The sequence below is a fragment of the Pseudoalteromonas sp. bablab_jr011 genome (genome assembly GCF_016464045.1).
In the GTDB taxonomy this organism is placed as follows: Bacteria; Pseudomonadota; Gammaproteobacteria; order Enterobacterales; family Alteromonadaceae; genus Pseudoalteromonas; species Pseudoalteromonas lipolytica.
Genome location: NZ_JACDWU010000223.1, coordinates 24934 through 42787, shown reverse-complemented (window position 1 = coordinate 42787; position 17854 = coordinate 24934). Strand labels below are relative to the sequence as shown.

At 37.8% G+C, this 17854-nt stretch carries 17 protein-coding genes and 2 pseudogenes; 4 read left to right on the top strand and 15 right to left on the bottom strand.

Going from position 1 to position 17854, the window contains the following annotated elements; genetic code table 11:
- Positions 1–141: 141 nt before the first annotated feature.
- A pseudogene (locus JIG41_RS13250) lies at positions 142–711 on the top strand (patatin-like phospholipase family protein); the annotation flags it as partial.
- On the opposite strand, the gene JIG41_RS13245 reads toward JIG41_RS13250, so the two are convergent.
- The 13 genes and pseudogenes from JIG41_RS13245 to JIG41_RS13185 form a co-directional block, all read right to left on the bottom strand.
- Positions 704–2263, bottom strand: a complete 1560-nt coding sequence (locus JIG41_RS13245; RefSeq protein WP_162898070.1) for a PAS domain-containing methyl-accepting chemotaxis protein — start codon at positions 2261–2263, stop codon at positions 704–706. The pseudogene JIG41_RS13250 and the gene JIG41_RS13245 sit on opposite strands and share 8 nt — an antisense overlap.
- 332 nt (positions 2264–2595) lie before the next feature.
- Positions 2596–2739 (bottom strand): annotated as a pseudogene (locus tag JIG41_RS23295) (excalibur calcium-binding domain-containing protein); the annotation flags it as partial.
- Between the two features lie 450 nt (positions 2740–3189).
- Positions 3190–3573: a hypothetical protein gene (locus JIG41_RS13235; RefSeq protein WP_199524902.1), complete on the bottom strand. Its 384-nt coding sequence runs from the start codon at positions 3571–3573 to the stop codon at positions 3190–3192.
- 36 nt (positions 3574–3609) lie between these two features.
- Positions 3610–3756 carry a hypothetical protein gene (locus JIG41_RS13230; RefSeq protein ID WP_199524901.1) on the bottom strand — a complete coding sequence of 49 codons (147 nt, stop codon included), beginning with the start codon at positions 3754–3756 and terminating at the stop codon, positions 3610–3612.
- A gap of 41 nt (positions 3757–3797) precedes the next feature.
- Positions 3798–4208 carry a hypothetical protein gene (locus JIG41_RS13225; RefSeq protein ID WP_199524900.1) on the bottom strand — a complete coding sequence of 137 codons (411 nt, stop codon included), beginning with the start codon at positions 4206–4208 and terminating at the stop codon, positions 3798–3800.
- 338 nt (positions 4209–4546) lie between these two features.
- On the bottom strand, positions 4547–5896 hold the full coding sequence (locus JIG41_RS13220) for a zonular occludens toxin domain-containing protein (RefSeq protein ID WP_199524899.1): 1350 nt from the start codon (positions 5894–5896) through the stop codon (positions 4547–4549).
- Positions 5893–6207, bottom strand: a complete 315-nt coding sequence (locus tag JIG41_RS13215; RefSeq protein WP_062567884.1) for a DUF2523 family protein — start codon at positions 6205–6207, stop codon at positions 5893–5895. Before JIG41_RS13215 ends, JIG41_RS13220 begins: the two co-directional genes overlap by 4 nt.
- On the bottom strand, positions 6207–7763 hold the full coding sequence (locus JIG41_RS13210) for a hypothetical protein (RefSeq protein WP_199524898.1): 1557 nt from the start codon (positions 7761–7763) through the stop codon (positions 6207–6209). The genes JIG41_RS13215 and JIG41_RS13210 overlap by 1 nt, the downstream gene beginning before the upstream one ends.
- A gap of 83 nt (positions 7764–7846) precedes the next feature.
- Entirely contained in the window at positions 7847–8071 is a 225-nt protein-coding gene (locus JIG41_RS13205; RefSeq protein ID WP_199524897.1) for a hypothetical protein, read from the bottom strand.
- A gap of 11 nt (positions 8072–8082) precedes the next feature.
- Entirely contained in the window at positions 8083–8286 is a 204-nt protein-coding gene (locus tag JIG41_RS13200) for a hypothetical protein (RefSeq protein ID WP_062567881.1), read from the bottom strand.
- Between the two features lie 2 nt (positions 8287–8288).
- A complete protein-coding gene (locus JIG41_RS13195; protein WP_206770776.1) occupies positions 8289–8609 on the bottom strand; it encodes a hypothetical protein in 321 nt (106 codons plus the stop codon).
- A 43-nt stretch (positions 8610–8652) separates the two neighbouring features.
- A complete protein-coding gene (locus JIG41_RS13190) occupies positions 8653–10644 on the bottom strand; it encodes a replication endonuclease (protein WP_199524896.1) in 1992 nt (663 codons plus the stop codon).
- A 4-nt stretch (positions 10645–10648) separates the two neighbouring features.
- Positions 10649–10840, bottom strand: coding sequence for a hypothetical protein (locus JIG41_RS13185; RefSeq protein WP_199524895.1), 192 nt, complete (start codon positions 10838–10840; stop codon positions 10649–10651).
- 288 nt (positions 10841–11128) lie between these two features.
- Here JIG41_RS13185 and JIG41_RS13180 point away from each other — a divergent pair, with 288 nt between their 5' ends.
- Positions 11129–11482, top strand: coding sequence for a hypothetical protein (locus tag JIG41_RS13180; RefSeq protein ID WP_062567877.1), 354 nt, complete (start codon positions 11129–11131; stop codon positions 11480–11482).
- Between the two features lie 88 nt (positions 11483–11570).
- On the opposite strand, the gene JIG41_RS13175 is transcribed toward JIG41_RS13180, so the two are convergent.
- A complete protein-coding gene (locus JIG41_RS13175; RefSeq protein WP_036972643.1) occupies positions 11571–12137 on the bottom strand; it encodes a YSC84-related protein in 567 nt (188 codons plus the stop codon).
- A gap of 139 nt (positions 12138–12276) precedes the next feature.
- On the opposite strand from JIG41_RS13175, the gene JIG41_RS13170 reads away from it, so the two are divergent.
- Positions 12277–13488 carry a tyrosine-type recombinase/integrase gene (locus JIG41_RS13170; protein WP_036972641.1) on the top strand — a complete coding sequence of 404 codons (1212 nt, stop codon included), beginning with the start codon at positions 12277–12279 and terminating at the stop codon, positions 13486–13488.
- The gene (locus tag JIG41_RS13165; RefSeq protein ID WP_074988390.1) at positions 13488–14675 is read left to right on the top strand and encodes a sodium:proton antiporter; all 1188 of its coding nucleotides are present in this window, start codon (positions 13488–13490) and stop codon (positions 14673–14675) included. Before JIG41_RS13170 ends, JIG41_RS13165 begins: the two co-directional genes overlap by 1 nt.
- Before the next feature lie 22 nt (positions 14676–14697).
- Here JIG41_RS13165 and JIG41_RS13160 read toward each other — a convergent pair whose 3' ends face one another.
- The gene (locus JIG41_RS13160; RefSeq protein WP_074988392.1) at positions 14698–17742 is read right to left on the bottom strand and encodes an FAD-binding and (Fe-S)-binding domain-containing protein; all 3045 of its coding nucleotides are present in this window, start codon (positions 17740–17742) and stop codon (positions 14698–14700) included.
- Positions 17743–17854 lie beyond the last annotated feature (112 nt).

Genomic DNA, 17854 nt, shown 5'->3' with positions numbered 1-17854 from the left:
TTGTTCGCAACCTGGTAAAACAGCACAAAGGCCGTAAAGACTCGATACGCAGTAAGTGTGTTAGGGCTAGTTTTGACGATGAATTCAGGGCTGAGCTTATCTTTGGTTAATACTTGTTAACAAAGTATGCTCTCACCCTGCCTATTTAACAGAGTAAATAGACGGTTGTTGAGCAAACAATATGAACGTTTCGTGTTTCAACCTGCGAATAGTAATCTGTCCTTTAGTGACAATAATACCTTTAATACTCAAACAGTTGAGCTTACAGAAGCTAATCTAGCCGATGCTTTACTTGCATCAGGCTCAATTCCGTTAGTAATGCAAGGCATTAAAAATATACCAGGCACACCGCTAGGTATGTACCGAGATGGCGGTATTATTGATTACCATTTTGATTTAACAATTCACAATGAAGGGTTAATACTTTATCCGCACTTTAATAATAAGCCAAAAGCAGGGTGGTTTGATAAAAACCTAAGCAGGGGGATCACACCGCGTAATTACGATAATGTGGTGATGGTTACACCTTCAGCAAAGTTTATAGCGTCATTACCCTACAATAAAATACCAGACAGAACAGACTTCACAGTACTTGATGCCGACACGCGTATAAAGTATTGGCAACATGTTCTTAGCGAAACCGAACGATTAGCAGAAACATTTCATCTGCTATGTAATAATAACGATTTTAAAATAAACATAATTACTTAAATTGATTAATGAGTGCGGTTTGCTCCGTTACTTTCGATAATAATCCTTCGCACAATTGCTGGGCAGAATGACCAAGCGAAGTACATTCATGCGCAAAATCTTGCGCTGCTGATATATTGGCAGCAATTGCTTGACTGGCTGCTAATTGGTCACTAATTGCTTGTGAAATAATACTATTAAGTTCGCTTAACTTAACCGATTGTGCGTTGATATGTTGTAAACTTTCGCCGCTTTTATGGGCTAAACTCACGCTTTCTGAAGACAACTTGAGGCCATCAGACATCGCATTTTGTGCTTCTTTAGATGCCCCAGTGAGACGATTTAAAACAGTATTAATTTCTTCGGTTGATTGCTGAGTCCGTGAGGCGAGGGCGCGTACTTCACCCGCAACGACAGCAAAACCTCTACCTTGTTCACCAGCACGTGCTGATTCAATCGCGGCGTTTAATGCTAATAGATTCGTTTGCTCTGCTATGGCATTTATTTCCGATAAAATGGAGACAATATGCTTATTACCCTCCACTAAATTCACAACTTGCTCGCTGGCTGAGTGAAGTTTTTTGTCCAGCTCGTTTATTGAATTAATCGTTTGTTGTACAGCTTGTGACCCTTGCTCTGTTGATTTCATCGCCGTTTCGGCTGCTTGGCTTGTGTCTGTTGTACTCGATGATAAGTCATTTATCGACGCTGACATTTGCTCCGTCGCAATAACAATTTGTGACACTTCGTCAGCTTGTTTACTTAATAGTTCAGTAACATGGTGTCCAGTTTCAGCGCACTGTATTGCATTATTATTCACTCCCATTGTTACGTCATTAACACGCCCGACAATCGCTTTAAGTTTTGCTTGTTGCATTTCAAATGCTAAATTCAAATAGCCAATGTCATCATTTGTTCCTGAGTATAAGTAAGCCATTAAAGGGTTATTGTATATGTCTTTTGCTTTACTAATTAGCTGTGTGTAGCGCCTACGCCAAAAGAACATCAGACTATTTATAGTAGCTAAAACGATGAGTAATACCGTATTCAATATTTCAAAGCCATTGATCAAAACAGAGGCTAAAGCCGTAACAAAACACGCGGCTAAAAGGATGCTAATAAATAAAGTTACATCATACTTTTTTGATAACGCGCGAGATTTTTGTCCATCATTGATTTTTTTATATTCACTGCTGGCACGTGCTACAACATCATCATTTGGTTTAGTACGTACTGACTGATATTCAATTGTTCGATTATTTTCATCCCTGATAGGAGTCGCAAACGCATTAACCCAATAATAATCACCATTTTTACAGCGATTTTTAACCGGTCCCATCCAAGATTGGCCATTTTGTAAATGTTTCCACAGGTCAGCAAAAGCAAGTTTTGGCATATCAGGGTGGCGAACAAGATTGTGTGGCTTGCCTTTCATTTCATCTAAATCAAAACCGGCGATTTTGCAGAAATCTTTATTCGCATAAGTGATATGACTTTTAAGATCGGTTGTCGAAAGGAGAATATCTGATTCAGAAAATTTCACTTCGTTGTTAGTTATTTTTGCTTTTATCACGTAGAAATCATCCAAGTGTGTCGTTAGCTATCAATAAAATTCATCAATTTATCAGTTGAAGTTTAAACATTATTTATAAAAAAAGATGTTAACCAGTACCAATAAAATGACTGTTGTCTTAGATCAATTTAGCGCTAAGTCAGTGAAAAATAACTAGGAAAATTCTGTTTTTGTATTTTGAAGGTAAATACTTTTTAATTATTTAAGGGACTAAAAAAGAGAACTCACTATAATAAAAAAGAACACTCTAAATAAATTATCTTGAATTCAGAGTGTATTGGGATAGTTTATTTTTTAATACTAAGCATGTGCGCCATGTTTAGATTTTATATTTAGGGGCGGAGTCTCGTGTCGTTTTCACATGGATCACCATCATAGTCTCCATCCATGTCTGTATTAGGGCAGTTTTTAATAAAAAAAAGTGCTTCTTCAAGCGAGGTCATCTCACTACAGTATTGCCTGCCATCACAGACAAATTTGCTCTCATCTGTTAAATAGGGTCCGTTACGTTTACGAGTATACTTTGTCCGAATGGGGTCAATAACTTCGCTTTGTAATGTGTCTATTGGCGAAATGCCGCCATAATTTGTTGCATAATATTCCCAACCAAACAATCCAATAATGATTAGTAGCAATAATTTTCTCACGTGACTTCCTTTTAGTATTGTCATAAAAATGAGTGTATTTATAGTCAGCGAAAGCTTTCGCACACCTAACTAAAATGGCTTACTATGATAGGGAGGTTATACAATAATTTTAAGTGATATTCGGATTTGAGAAAGAAATCTGAAATTTCGCAGAAGCTAGTGTATTAAGATACAGCAATTATTTATATCCCATAAATTACGGTACGTAACAATAAAGAAAGGGCGAAAAGCCCTTTTTTATTATGTAGTTACATCAACTGTCAATGTTGACAGTTTGGCTTAGTGATACATTGGGTCACAAGCTTTGACATACTTAGATTCGTTCTCTTTTGTTCGATTTTTTTTATATAGCTCAGTGAAATAATTGCAAACAATAAGCTTTTCTTCATATTCTTCTTTTGTGTATTTAGAATGTAATTCTTGCATGTACTTATCAGTTTTTATTTGGTTGGACTCAATTTGCAATTTTTTCTGACGTGCCATCGCAACTTCTAATTGCTGTTCAAATGTTAAAGATTTGGAGTCTTTAACAACTGTTTGGTGTTTTTTGATATCACTTAAATAATTTTTAAGTTTATTGTATTCATAGGCCTCTTTAGCAAACCAAAGAGTAGCACCAGCAAAGACGATGATGAGGTATAGTTTGAAGTCATTAAAATTCATATCACGCCCTTGCTGATAATCTTATTTGTTAAAATTTTAAGACGTTTTATCTAAAATTTCTTTAATATCTTCAACGTCATTTTCTAAACCCATCAAATGGGATTCAACTCTCTCAAGCTGATTTAATTTCGAAGAGATATTTTCTAAAAGTTTTATAATTTCATTTGCTTGCTCTTCATTCATGCTATTTATTTTCCTTCTATAAATTTAAAAAATAATAAAGACTAACTTCCTGTCTTTCTTGATATTTCACCTACAATATCTAGTAATTTATCCTGAAGATCAAATAAATATTTGTCTTGAACTCTTGTTTCGGATTTTAGCTTTTTATACATAGATTCATGCTCCTTTGCTGACCATTTATATCGATAAACAAATTGTACATCTGATGGCTTTACTTTACCCCAAGGCGTAGTCATCACGTTGTTATGATATGAAATGCTACATTCCGCCCACGGGCCAGTGTCTGGTAAGTAGCCGCGATACATTATCCAAATAAGTTTTTCGACTGGCTTACTGGCTTTGTTAGCTTTTACATACCTCCTTACTTGACGTTCACTTACTCCGAGTTCTTTAGCTCCTTTTGCGTAGTCATATCCGAATAGCGTAACAAACTGCAATTTAAAGTTGCTCATTGTGATTTACTCCTTTTTGTTAAAATCACAATGCGCACTCCATTTAACTTTTTTTGGTTTATCAGAAGGCAATAAACTTTTTTCAAAGACAGACTAGGGCTGTGAGTGCGATTGGCTTTCTCACTGGATTGATACCTGACCCTAATAAACAGCCTATAAAATGGAAATGGATTCTCGATGAAATGGTGATTTTCTGGAATGTATAACATGGCTACGCCATCCTCAGAGAAACGAAGAAGCAGGGGACGTGGGTTGTTTTAACGTGAATGAAATAACGCATTGTTTTAAGCACACAAGGCAGAGGCTCGAAGCTCGCCTTTCTGCCTTTGTGTTGCTTGTTAAAACTGTCTTAGGAAAATGTTTCTGTCAGAAAACTTTAGGATTGGTAAATCTTCGGTTAGGTAGATTGAGTAACCAATTTTCTCTAAGTAGTTTGAGCTGAGTGTTATAACTTCTGGCTCTGCGATAATTTCTGATTTTTCGGTTTGATTTTCATCATTACCGATAATGGATGTGCTTTGCCGTTCAACGTTTTTACCAGTGACGCAGTTAATGTAATGTTCGACAGTGACAACACCGTGATTTTTCTTGAGCACATAGCCACCATATTCATAATCATCACATATTTCATTTAAGGGGTGCTCAAACTTCTGCGGCTTATACGTTAAATCTAATTTGGGTTTAGCAATGGGTTGTTCTGGTTGCTGTTTAACATCAGTGTTTGTCGATTCGGGCGTGCTGTCAGTGACAGGTTCGTCTGAACCAACAATACCCAAGTTAACAAACAAGGTATAAACAACATAGATTAATAAAGGGATAGCGAGCAGAAACAAAAAAGCTTTTGGTGGTAATTTAAATTTAGCGGTATGTTCATCAGCAGACCAATAAACACCATAAAAGCTTGAATCCCTGCGCATCATTTTAGATGAGCACTTATCTAAGTCTCCCTTATAGTCAGTATTAAACTGCTTATCACGTTGAAAGCGTGTAATAGCCGAGCCGCCCATTGGTCTAAAATAGTGAATATGGGAGTTGGTACACTTTTGGATAACGTTATCTAAAAAGGTGTAGTGTTGTGTAACAAGGTGAATATCGACACCTGAATGCCTATGTTTTTGGAACTGGGTATAGTGCTTAGGCCGCTTAGCGCTATTGGCCATAGGTGGAAAATAGTCTTGGCATTCATCAAACACGCTAATTGAACCATTAGGTAGATCATACCACTGTGTAGGGTCATCCGTTTTAGTCCAGTGGTAATTAAGCAGCTTGATGGATTCAATTGTTGGTTCTTCTGATTCATCAATGTAAGTATCCAAAGCCACTAAATTTTGCTTTGGGTAGCAGTTCCGACACCACGTTACAAATAAATTTATAACTGCCCGTTCATCATAAAGCTTAAATTGTGGTGCAAGCCAAGGCACATCAACTAGTTCAACCAATTTATCTTGCTCATGGGCATGTTTAATAATTTTAGAGTACCGGTGCCCTTTTTTTGTCTGCTGAACAGTAGGGTAGAACACACCATAAAACCACCCTGAAAAGCTATTGCAAAAATCCAAATCAAGCAAAAAGCACTTGATATTGTTATAAAACTTTTCTTTTTGTGTAACGGAGGAATCTTCACAAATTTCTTTCAGTGTATTTAATGTTTTGCCTGCACCAGGCACACCTGTTCGTAAATAAATCATGCGTTAGGTGCTCCCATTTTCATCTTAGTAACCGAGCCAGCCGACGTTAATCCGCGAATAGTTAAAGCAGCTGCGTATGCACCCATCATAAAACCGAGGGCTTCATCTAATTTTGCGTAGTTAAATACAGCAAGCACCTCGACTGGTAATGTCGAAGAGTTAGCAACTATCAGGTTAAATAGATAATCGATACCAAACGAACCAAGTTCATAAGTGACATAACCAAAACCAAGGCCAACAAGAACTTTAGAAACTAAGCTAGGGAGTAACGTAGCAAGCGCTGCAAAAAATGCTTGAATTAAAAATGGCATTAGACTGACCTCACAATAATAGCGGCACTGTGGATTAATGAACTAAGCACAATCAAACCAGATAGAGCCTGTAAAAAATAAATGATGTAATGGAAACTAAAACAAGCAGTGTAACCAGTGGTTAGGGTGATACATTTTTCTTGTGGTAACTCTGCATCAGGTAGCCAGTTTTGATATTTTTGGGCGTACTGCTCTAGGTTCTTAGTTTCATGGGGTAGTTCAACACCATCACCAGAGCCAATACCCGCACATTCTTCAATTGTGCCTTCACAATCTTGACCGCCAATATTGCCGTTACCTGTGCCATTACCACCGCCGCCACCGCCACCCGTTTCGATGCCGTTAACCGCGTCGATTAGCTCATTGAATTTACCCACAGTTACCGCGTGTAATCGTTCATCTTGGCTAGTTTGTAGGAGAATGGCCGTGTCGATACTGTCCATTACATTTAGAAAGGCTTTAGCATTTTTGGTATCAGCATCTATTTTCTTATTGTGTAATTCGTTGTCGTTATCGATTTGACGATTAATGCTGTTTTCAATTTCTGTTTCGACATTTTTTAAGTTACAGCTGGTATCACCTTCAGCGCAGGTTTCTTTAGGCTTTTCAGGTGTATCATCCTCATTAACTTTAGAATCATCGTTATTGTGTGGGTCAGGGTCTGGTTCAGGTGTCGTTGGATTAGCATCGGGACAAGATAGTAATGTTACATCACCATTTGTGGCCGTGGTGCAATTACCCTCTTCACCCTCATCAGCAAGCTTTTTGTTATCGTAAGGCTTGTCACCACAAGCAGCCCCTTGACTGGTGCCGACCGCATATTTAGATGAAGATATTTGAGAAGCGTTAACGGTAAAAGCGCACCCATCATTGCAATACATGCCACCACCATCAAACGGAACACCACCCGTCATAGGAGTTGATGATAGGTTTTCACCTGAACCCGCAGGAGGGCATTGTTTTGGTAAACATTCGTTTGAACCTAATTGCAGTGAAACCGCTCTAGAATGATAACCTGCTGGACAATCTTTTATTGGTTGTATGCAAACAAAACCAGCTTCTGTATCTGGTGTAGGAAATGAGTCGGTATATAAAGGGGCGTTATTTGGAGGGCATGAGTATGACTCTATTTGTTCAGCAGAAGCTTGAGCTTTATCAGAACTGTATGAATTTATGGTTTCAGGGTCAGACCAAACTAATTCATTTCCATTGAAGTATTTTGTAGAACGTGAGAATGACACTCTAACATTACATGAATTAGAAGTTATTGAGCATTCACAACTTGAAGATATATAAGACGTACGAGAGCTTTCAGTATTTTTATTATATATTGATGGTAAGTAAGCGGATGCAGCAATATTACATGCTGAGTTTTTTGCTTCTAATTCCCCATCTCCCGAAGCTGAGCCTGTATGAGTTTTCATTTGTGCATTAGCATGCCATTGAACGTCAAACTTTGGCGATTTGTAATCATCAGGCAGTGTTGTGTTAGCTAACAAATCAAACGTAAAAAAGGCGCTCATTAGCGCCAATATAAATATTAGTATTCGCATCATTGCGCCTTAGTTTTAATCATCGAAAAGGATATAAAGTGCTAAAAGTCCTGAGACGATTAGCACTGTGTCTAATGTGATGAACATTAGCTAAATGACATACCTTTAATCCACTTCCAACCAATAGCAACAAAGGCACAAAGCAGCATAACGCCACCAATTAAATTGGCGTTATCGGTAAAGAAAGTTTGAAAGCTAGTTGTTGCAGCAGTCACTTCGGCAGCCGCTTCAGCATGAGCAGCACCAGCAGCCAGTACAGAGGTTACGACTAATCCAGCTTTAGCTAATTTACTTTTTAAAATGTTTTTCATGGTTAAGTTCCTTATCTATTCCAAACCATTTTGTTTAATTTCTTCCAACCGTAAGCGGTGAGAAGAACGACGATGATTGACGGAGCAACTTCACTTTTGAAGGTGTCCCAATCAAGCGGAACGGGAAGGGGTGTTGCCACAACTTCCAATTCCACTGGACACTGTTTCTCTACAGGCGCAACGGGACAAATAGCAATGTATTTGTTTTCGCCCATAGTTAGTTTTTAACCTGTTTTGTTTCAGGTAGGCTATGCAAACGGAAGCCTTTCCAATCCATCTGGCGAGCAACGTTAGCCCCTTCGTAATACTCGATATTGAGTAAGACAGGTTTTAAGCCCCAGCCATTAGGGTCTGATTGCATGTGTTCTAATTGCTTGTATGTACCGTCTGCGTATTGATCTGCTGAAACTTTCACAGACAGAATTTGCGCAGGGTTTTTAGTGTGTAGCTTAAACTCTGCGGTTGTAGGCAGTGGAGCGCCTTTATCGTCAGTACGGTTAACAGGGATTAAATCTGTGATAGCGCCTTCAATATTCATAATAAATTTCCTTAATCAGTGGTCTTAAAATTAAAAGTTACAGTTAATGACACAAGTCCAAGTTCGCGATTTCATCGCTCATAATGTTGCCTGCCAGTGCTTCGTAATCCATGAACAAGCACATGTTTTGATAGTCCTCTAAAACACAGGCTTCTAAGAATTGCATTTCTTCTTTGGTCGGCTCGAATAAACGCCCATCGTCATGCCAGCCTTGAATCTGCTCTGAAACGCCAATCATGATTTTGCGCTGAGCCTTAATGTCGGTTTCAGTCATAATCTGTGACGAACCGCGGCGAGTGATAACAACAACGGCATCCCATGCAACGCCTAAAATACGGTTGGCTGGTTGGTCGCCGTATTTGGTGGCAAAGTAGGGCGATTTGGTTTCGCTTCTGCTAATTTCCCCTGTGATTTGGTCAACGATGTCAGGGATTTGATAGTGAAGTCTTAACGTTTGATCTTTACGTTTAACTTGAACTCCGCCCATTGCTAAACAAAAGGCTTTCCAGTCAGAGGAGTCAGCTGCTTGGCGAACCTTTTCAAGGGCGTATTTTGATACTGTATCTAGTGTGGTTTTCATTGCGTTTGCAACCTCGCATTTGCCTTGTTCGCCTTGGCCTAGTCGTCTAAGTTCACGCCATAAACTGACAGATGGACCACCTATTTGCTGAAAGCGTCTAATGTTAAATGTGCTTGCCCATGTTGATGCACGTTCGGCAGCATCAGCAGGGAGTACCTTCATGTCACCCGCTTGTGAGCAAGTGACTTTATCAATGAAATCACCTGTTACCGCTTTAGTGATGTATTTAGCGATATAACCTGCCGCAGAGCCTTTTTTCTTGTTAATGGCAATGGCTTTGAAGCGGGTTGATGTTGTTTTAAATTCATCAGGTGAATCTTGTGTGGCAAGCTTGCGTAATATTTTACGTACTTGTATTGCCTCGCCTTTTTCCATGAATAAAAGCATGTGCCAATGTGGACAGCCGTCATGATGTGGTTCAACAACACGAAAACCATAAGGTCTTAAATCTTGCTTAGCGAATAGGGCGCGTGCACGTTTCCAAATATCGTTAAAATATTCTTGTGCTTCTTGAGGTGTTGAGCCGTTGTATTTTTTGTTCGGTATGCCTGTATGGTGTACTGAATGAAAACGGCTAGGTGCTGAGATTGTATAAAACTCCCCACGATGGCCATGCATGTCCGCCAGTTCTTCGAAACCACGAATACGAACCATAAGTTCGGCCGCTTGTTGTTTGCCCGAAGTGTGAGAGCGTTCAACAATTGATTGCAATGATTCAAACTCTTCAAACGGATTTGATTCATTTGGAACAACAAACAAATCAGACATAATTTGCTCTGATTTACGTTTTCTATCACGGCGGTTTTGAATAGTTGGTTGTGAGACATACGCACTTGCTTTTTTATGTACGAGTCTTAAATCACGCGCTAATTGTTCGATGGTAACAGCTTGGATTTTGCGCAGTTTTCTACGCCACCAAATAGGGTCTGCAAAACGGTTAAGCGCACCAACTAATGATGTTGCTGATAGGTTTGAACAGTAAGGTGAAACCAGTACCGGTGCATCAATCGTAAATGAATTTGCTAATTCTTTTAATTGTGCAAATACATGTAAGTTATGACCATTTTTAGCGATTTTAAGCTCACAATAACGCGCTTTTTGTTCTGCAATATCGCAAATTTCATCATCTGAAACCGATAAATTGATGTGGCCAAACTTCACATTTCCAAGTTTTAACGCTTCATTTGCACGCTTTAAACGAGCGTTTGCATCGGCTAAATTACCGAATTTTTCAGCTAAAAAGTAGCCCGTACTCAGCATGTGAGCAAGGTTAGAATGGCGTTCAAAAATACGATTTCGCCACGTTTGATAGTCGAAAAAACGTTCTTTCATTGGCTTCGATAAGTTCTCGAAAACGTCTTTTGCTGTGTTTGCAGGGTGCAAATTTGCCGTTAAATTCATTGCAGCATTTAGCGGGAAAACTTGAGCGTATTGGTTAGATGATAGTGCGGTCATATGCTTATTTCCCAGACGCATCTAAATAAGTGCTCTTAGTAATTGCGTTAATAGCCAAAAGCGCTGTAATAATTAAAAACAAATAAAAGCCGAGATAAATCGTTAAATAGGCAGGGTCAGGAATATTGATTGAGAATGTATCGAGTAAATATTGAGATAAAGTTTGGTTTAGCTCATGTAATTTAGTGAAACTCATATCAGTATTCCTTGTTAAGAATTGTCATTCTGTCAATGGTGAAAGATTCTAGTGCCTTCAAAATAATTCTGTCAAGCCTGAAAGAATGTGGCTTAGGTTTTTATTAATGAAAAATGAATGGTTTTCCTAGATAGAATGTTAAGTATGGTATTGTTTAGATTAGATATTTACTGAGAAGAAATTAAATAAAAATAAATGAAGTTTTTTTACTCATAATTGAGTTGTAGTAATGAATTACTGGTTAAAAAGGCCAATAAAAACTAAAATAGGTCTAGCGGAGGATTTAACATGACATTTAGCTCAGAATTTTTAGAAAAGTACAAAACGTTCAAGAATATTGATAGATATAATGATCTTGCTGTCTATTTTCCAGAACTAAACTCAGGCAATATTTCTAGTATTAAAAATGGAAAACGTTCTTTAACTGCTAACCAAGTAATTGCTATGGCTGAAGAAATGGGAGTTGATTGGAAAGAAGCTCTTATAAGTTTATCTATCGAAAAAACAAAGGATAAAGAGCTAAAAGATCGTTGGTCTGAAATAAAAAAGAAAATAACTGCGGCATGTGTGGCGGTAGCAATGACAATTGCGAGTGCAGCAGTTATGACTAATACAGTCCCGCCTTTGCGGTATCGTAGATAGCCCATAAATTACGTTATGTTAAATATAGTGCAATAAATAAAAGTGGGCGTTATGTTACTCACTAGCCCACTTATAGAAGGGTTTTTATTTACTGATTTAGCTCAGAATCTACCCAAAATTTAGTGCCTTTAAGAACAGCTTGAAGCGCCAAGCCATTTTCGGTTAAAGAATATACGGTAACTTGATCGGCTATCGCTTCGGCAACTAAAGCGCCACCTTTATCTTCATATTTAGCGGCTGCATCTGCGTTGCCACCAAACGCCCATCCATGCTCGATGAAACGGTTTACAGCAGCCTGATTATGAAAAACCATAACAACATTGAAATCTTTAACACCTAAACCGAGGCCTAAACCTGCTTCGCCCATGTTCATGTAAGTTGATTTACCTGTTAGGTTGTTTTTAACAACACCGTAGCCACCGCCAAAACTTGCCAAAACTACATTTACATTGGCATTATCGAAAACAGCATAGCCAGCTGAGTTAGCAATTTGTTGTTTCACATCAGGTTTTTCTGCATATAATGTGTTTAGAGTGTTTGTTTTCATACTCTGAACTAGCGCCCGTTTTTCACTCGGAGAGGCACTGCCGGTAGTAGCACAACCCGACAAAACGGTTGATAATATGATTAAACTGATTGCAATAAACTTTTTCATACATATTCCTTGAATAATTGTATGGCAAGATAGTAATTAAAATACTCGTTAATTTAAGGATATCTTAAGTCCAATACTAGACAGTATCGGACTTTGTGTTACTCTTATAACTAGTTATTTTACAAGATATTTATACATTATGCTCGTTGCTCTAGTCGATACTATAAAACAACTTCGTTACCAAATTGCCCACCTAGAAGATGATACTCTAGCAACAGAATATCCAGAACTTGATACATTTATACACCAGGTTGGATTGACTGTTGCTGAATCAAAAAATGACTTGGCTTTTTTGTATCAGTTTCTTTATGTGTATGGTCGAAAATCCGAAGCGACATTTAATCGATTTAGAAATGAACTTGAACGTTTTTGTTTATGGTCTTGGCTCATAGCTGAAAAATCAGTTTTTGAACTAAAACGTGAAGATATTGAAGCTTATGTTGATTTTATGGTTGAGCCAGAATCAGCGTGGTTATCAAATTCAGTTCAATGGCGATATAAAGATGAACAAGGTATTCGACGATTAAATTCTAATTGGCGCCCTTTTATCGGAAGAGAAAATATTGCTAGTCAACAAACGTTAGCTGCAATGTTTACTGCATTAAATGTATTTTATAAATTCGCCATTCTAGAAGAAAAAACATTCGCTAACTTTGTACCTGTTGTAAAAAAGAATAGCCCATATTTGGTTGTGCAATCTCAAATTAAAATTCCAGATACATTAAGTGATATTCAGTGGGAATATGTATTCGGTGTAACGCGTGATTTATGTGAAGAACAACCTGATCTTGAGCGAAACTTATTTACGCTTGCATGCTTAAAAGGATTGTATCTACGGATTTCTGAATTGTCGGAACGGCCGCAATGGTCACCGGTAATGTCACATTTTTGGCAAGATAATGATGGGTTCTGGTTTTTACGTATAATGGGTAAAGGCAATAAATTACGGGATGTAACATTAAGTGAGGATTTTATTACTTACCTAAAACGTTACCGATTATACCGTGGGTTACCCGCCCTGCCCCGAGTTGATGAAGCCGAACCTTTAGTTCACAAAATTCGTGGAAAAGGTGGTATGACGGTTAGACAAATTAGACGTTTAGTTCAACAAAGTTTTGACTTGGCGAAAAAATCATTACTTGATGATGGTTTTAAAGATGATGCAGAACAACTTGAAGCTGCCACAGCACATTGGCTTCGACATACGGGGGCAACACACGATGCACAAACTCGCCCTTTAAAACATTTATCTGAAGATCTTGGTCATGCAAAAATAGCCACAACAGATCAAATTTATATTCAAACTAATATTAAAGAAAGAGCAAAGTCAGGGATGAAAAGGAAAGTATAATGGAATACACCATATTGGCCATTGTTGGTTGTGCGTTGCTATTTTACTCAATGACAATCCGCCAACTTGAGCGCACCGAAATCACCGGACCAATGTTCTTTGTATTGGTCGGGATTGCAATGTCTTACTTATTACCCAGTGAATTTAAGCTTGGTGAAAATGGACTCAATGAAATTTTACCTTTAGTTGAGTTAACGCTAAGTATTTTTTTATTTACCGATGCAGCTAAATCAAAGTTAAGTGTATTGCAGCATAGTTTTCAGTACCCTAGCCTGCTTTTATTTGTAGCATTACCACTCACATTACTTGCAGGGGTTGCCGGTGGTTTATTTATATTTTCTGAGCTATCACTATTTCAATCTGCACTTATTGCAATTATTTTAACTCCGACGGACGCGGCGTTAAGCAAAGGTATTTTAGAATGCTCGTCGGTTCCTGAAAAAATTCGAGAAGGGATCAATACTGAAAGTGGGTTAAATGATGGATTATGTGTGCCAATATTTTTAGTTTTATTATTGCTAGTTCAGAATCCAGATAGTGCTGTGACAACAACAGATACTCTCGTTGTTTTTATTAGAGAATTGGGTGTTGCGTTTTTGGTTGCCGCAGTTGCAACAGCGATATTTATTCCACTCCTTAAGGTCGCTTTGGCGCGTCATTATTTTGCAAATAATAGCAGTCCATTTTTATTGATTGGTTTAGTAATGGCGATCTTCTCGTTAACACAAAACTTTCATGGTAGTGGATTTATTGCCGTATTTGTCGCTGGGTTATTGTTTGACTATTTTTCACCAAGAAAAATTCGTCTTACTTTAGTTAAAGACTCGGAGCATATCGCAGAATTTATAGCATTACTCATTTGGTGTTTGTTTGGGTTTGTTTGTGGACATTTAATAATTAATGATATTACTTGGCCTATTGTTTTTTATGCATTACTTAGCGTGACCTTATTTAGAATCATACCTGTATTACTTTCTTTATTTTTCACAGACTTAAATAGAAAAGATAAATTGACGTTTGCCTGGTTTGGACCAAGAGGTCTTGCGTCAATTGTATTTACACTAATGGTTATGGATACAACAATTGCTAACAAAGAACAAATTGCGACAGTAACGTTAACAACAATTCTATTCAGTGTTTTTATTCATGGCATGAGTACCAAGCCTATTGCGAATAGCTATAAATAAAAAGACGCTTAAAGCGCCTTTTTTATAACAGTTCTGCTATTAATTGCAGTGGATGTTTTGGTTTATATTTTTCGTAACGCTTTACTTGGCTACGGCAAGAAAATCCAGTAGCCAAAATAGTTTCGGGTTCACTATTTTCAATAAGTGGTTTCCAACTCATTTCGTACAATGCGCGTGAGTTTTCTTGATTTTGTTTTTCATGACCATAAGTGCCAGCCATACCACAACAACCTGTACTTGTTGTACTCAAAGATAAACCTAAATCAGAGAAAATATTTTGCCAAACTTTTGAGGCATTTGGCATCGCTGTCGTTTCAGTGCAGTGGCTTAATAATTTAAATGGCACAGCACTTTTTGCCGACAGTGATACGTTTTTAAAGTTTTGTGTTTGTAACCACTCATGAGCAAGTTCAACTTTAAAATCACCACGCGTTTCTTTTAGTATTGATACATACTCATCGCGGTAACACATAACAAGTGACGCATCGAGACCAACCAGTGGAGAGTTTATTTCAGAAAGTGAATTTAAAAACTCAGCCGCATTTTTTGCTGTAATTTTAAATTCATTTAAAAAACCTTTTACGTGCTGGGCTTTTCCATTTGGTTTAAAGGGTAACAGCATTGGTTTTTTACCCAGCGCTTTTATTACTTTTATAAAACTCTCAACCAATTCTGCCTCGTAAAAACTGGTAAATGGATCTTGAACAATAAGAACATACTCAGCTTGTTCATCACTGGTAAGTGATTTAAGTAATTCAAAATTGAACATGTCACTTTTGTTTACGCGTTTCGAAAGTTGAGGAACACTTAACGTTGGTGTATCAACATAGCCAATTGTATTTTTTATTAAACTAGAAACCAGTTTTGTATTTACAATTGGATTCACTACCTTTGCAAATTTAGCCATGACAGGTGCCGTTTGTTCGATACCTGCCACTAAATAATCTTTTAATGGCCGCGCGTAGTAACTGTGATAGAAATTTAAAAACTGCGATCTAAATGTTGGCACATCTACTTTTATAGGACAGGCTGTTGTACATGCTTTGCATGCTAAACATTCGTCCATTGACTCTTTCACTTCATGCGAAAAATCATAAATGCCTTTTTTCTTATCTCGGCTATGCTGAAAACGTTCCCACCACGTGATTACTTCTCCATTGATGAGTTCTTTTTCAACATGTATTAAATCAATATTTTCTGATTCTTGAAGACGCAACCATTCGCGCATTAAACCTGCACGTCCTTTAGGTGAGTAGCGTCTGTCACCCGTTACTTTGTACGAAGGGCACATTGGAGAATTTTGATCATAGTTAAAACAAAGACCATTACCATTACAAGTCATGGCGTTATTAAATTCTGTTTTAACGTCAATAGAAATTTCTTTATCAAACCAAGCTCGCTTTTGATCATCAACAGAAACGAGGGAGTCTTTACTTTCAAGCGGTGTACATATTTTACCGGGATTTATGCGATTGTCTGGATCGAAAGCTGATTTAATTTTTCGTAGTTGAGTAAATAAATGCTCACCAAAGAATTCTGGTCCATACTCACTACGATAACCTTTACCGTGCTCGCCCCACATTAAACCACCATATTTAGCGGTAAGTTTTACAACTTCATCTGAAATATGGCGAAGTAATTTTTCTTGCTCAGGATCACACATATCTAGGGCTGGACGCACATGTAAAACACCCGCATCAACGTGGCCAAACATACCATACTGAAGATGGTGACTATCAAGAAGTTGACGAAACTCAACAATAAAATCTGCCAAATTTTCTGGAGGTACGGCAGTATCTTCTGCAAATGCGAGCGGCTTTTGACTACCTTTAACATTGCCTAGTAAACCAACAGACTTTTTACGCATGGCATAAATTTTTAGAATATCGGCTTTATCATTTGTAAGTTGGTAACCGATCACACCATGCGTTTCGTTTTTAACGCAGTCATCTAATAATCTACATAGCGTGTCTACTTTTTCTTTAATATCATCCGGTGATACGGCATTAAACTCAACCATGTTGAGGCCTTGCATATCTTTATTATCAACATCGGTTATTAAGTCCGATACTGAATGCCAAATGATATCTTCCCGTGCCAAGTTAAGCACTTTACTGTCGACTGTTTCAACAGACGTTGCATTTGCGGCGACCAAAAAAGGTGAATGACGCAATGCTGAATCAAAACTATCGTATTTAATATTGATTAAGGTTTTAAACTCAGCAATTGGGGTAATATTAAGTTTGGCTTCGGTAACTATACCTAAAGAACCTTCAGATCCCGTAATTAAACGACTCATATCAAAAGTTTGTAAGTCGTCAGAAAAAATATGTTCTAAGTCATAACCGGTTAAAAAACGATTTAATCGTGGGAATTTTTGCAAAATTGCATCACGATTATTGAGTCCAATATCCATTACCGTTTTATACAACTTGCCGACTGTTGAGTTTTGCTCAGCAACTAACTGTGCTTTTTCGATAGGCATGGGTGAGGTAGACATTTCAGTTCCATCGATTAGGTATGTTGTCAGACCTAAAACATGATCACTGGTTTTACCGTAGACAAGCGAGCCCTGCCCTGATGCATCGGTATTTATCATCCCACCAATTGTTGCTCGGTTACTGGTTGATAAATCAGGTGCGAAGAAAAATCCATAAGGGCGTAAAAAGTCATTAAGCTGATCTTTAATGACACCTGTTTGCACTCTTACCCAGTTTTCCTCAACATTTATTTCTAATATTTCACGCATGTAGCGAGATAAATCAACAACGATACCAGGAGTAAGAGACTGACCATTTGTCCCTGTGCCACCGCCGCGAGGACCAAAAGTCAGTGACAGAAATGGATCTCGTGAGGCGATTTGCATTGCAAGTTGAATATCTTTCGCCGTTTTTGGAAAAATAACTCCTTGCGGTACTTGCTGATAAACACTGTTATCGGTCGATAAGCTTAATCGCGTAGAATAACTTGCGTCTGTGTCACCCGAAAAACCTTGTTTTACAATAGTTTCTAGGTAGTTAGCGACTAACTCAGAAGCGACTTGTTGTTGACTTATTGTTGCTATCATGACGGTGATAAATTAAGGCATTTCGTAAATTATATCATGCTAATAGCTAAGTTAAATTGAAGATTTTACAGTTTGTAACACTCTTTTAATCGATTTAAGTCTCAATACTTTT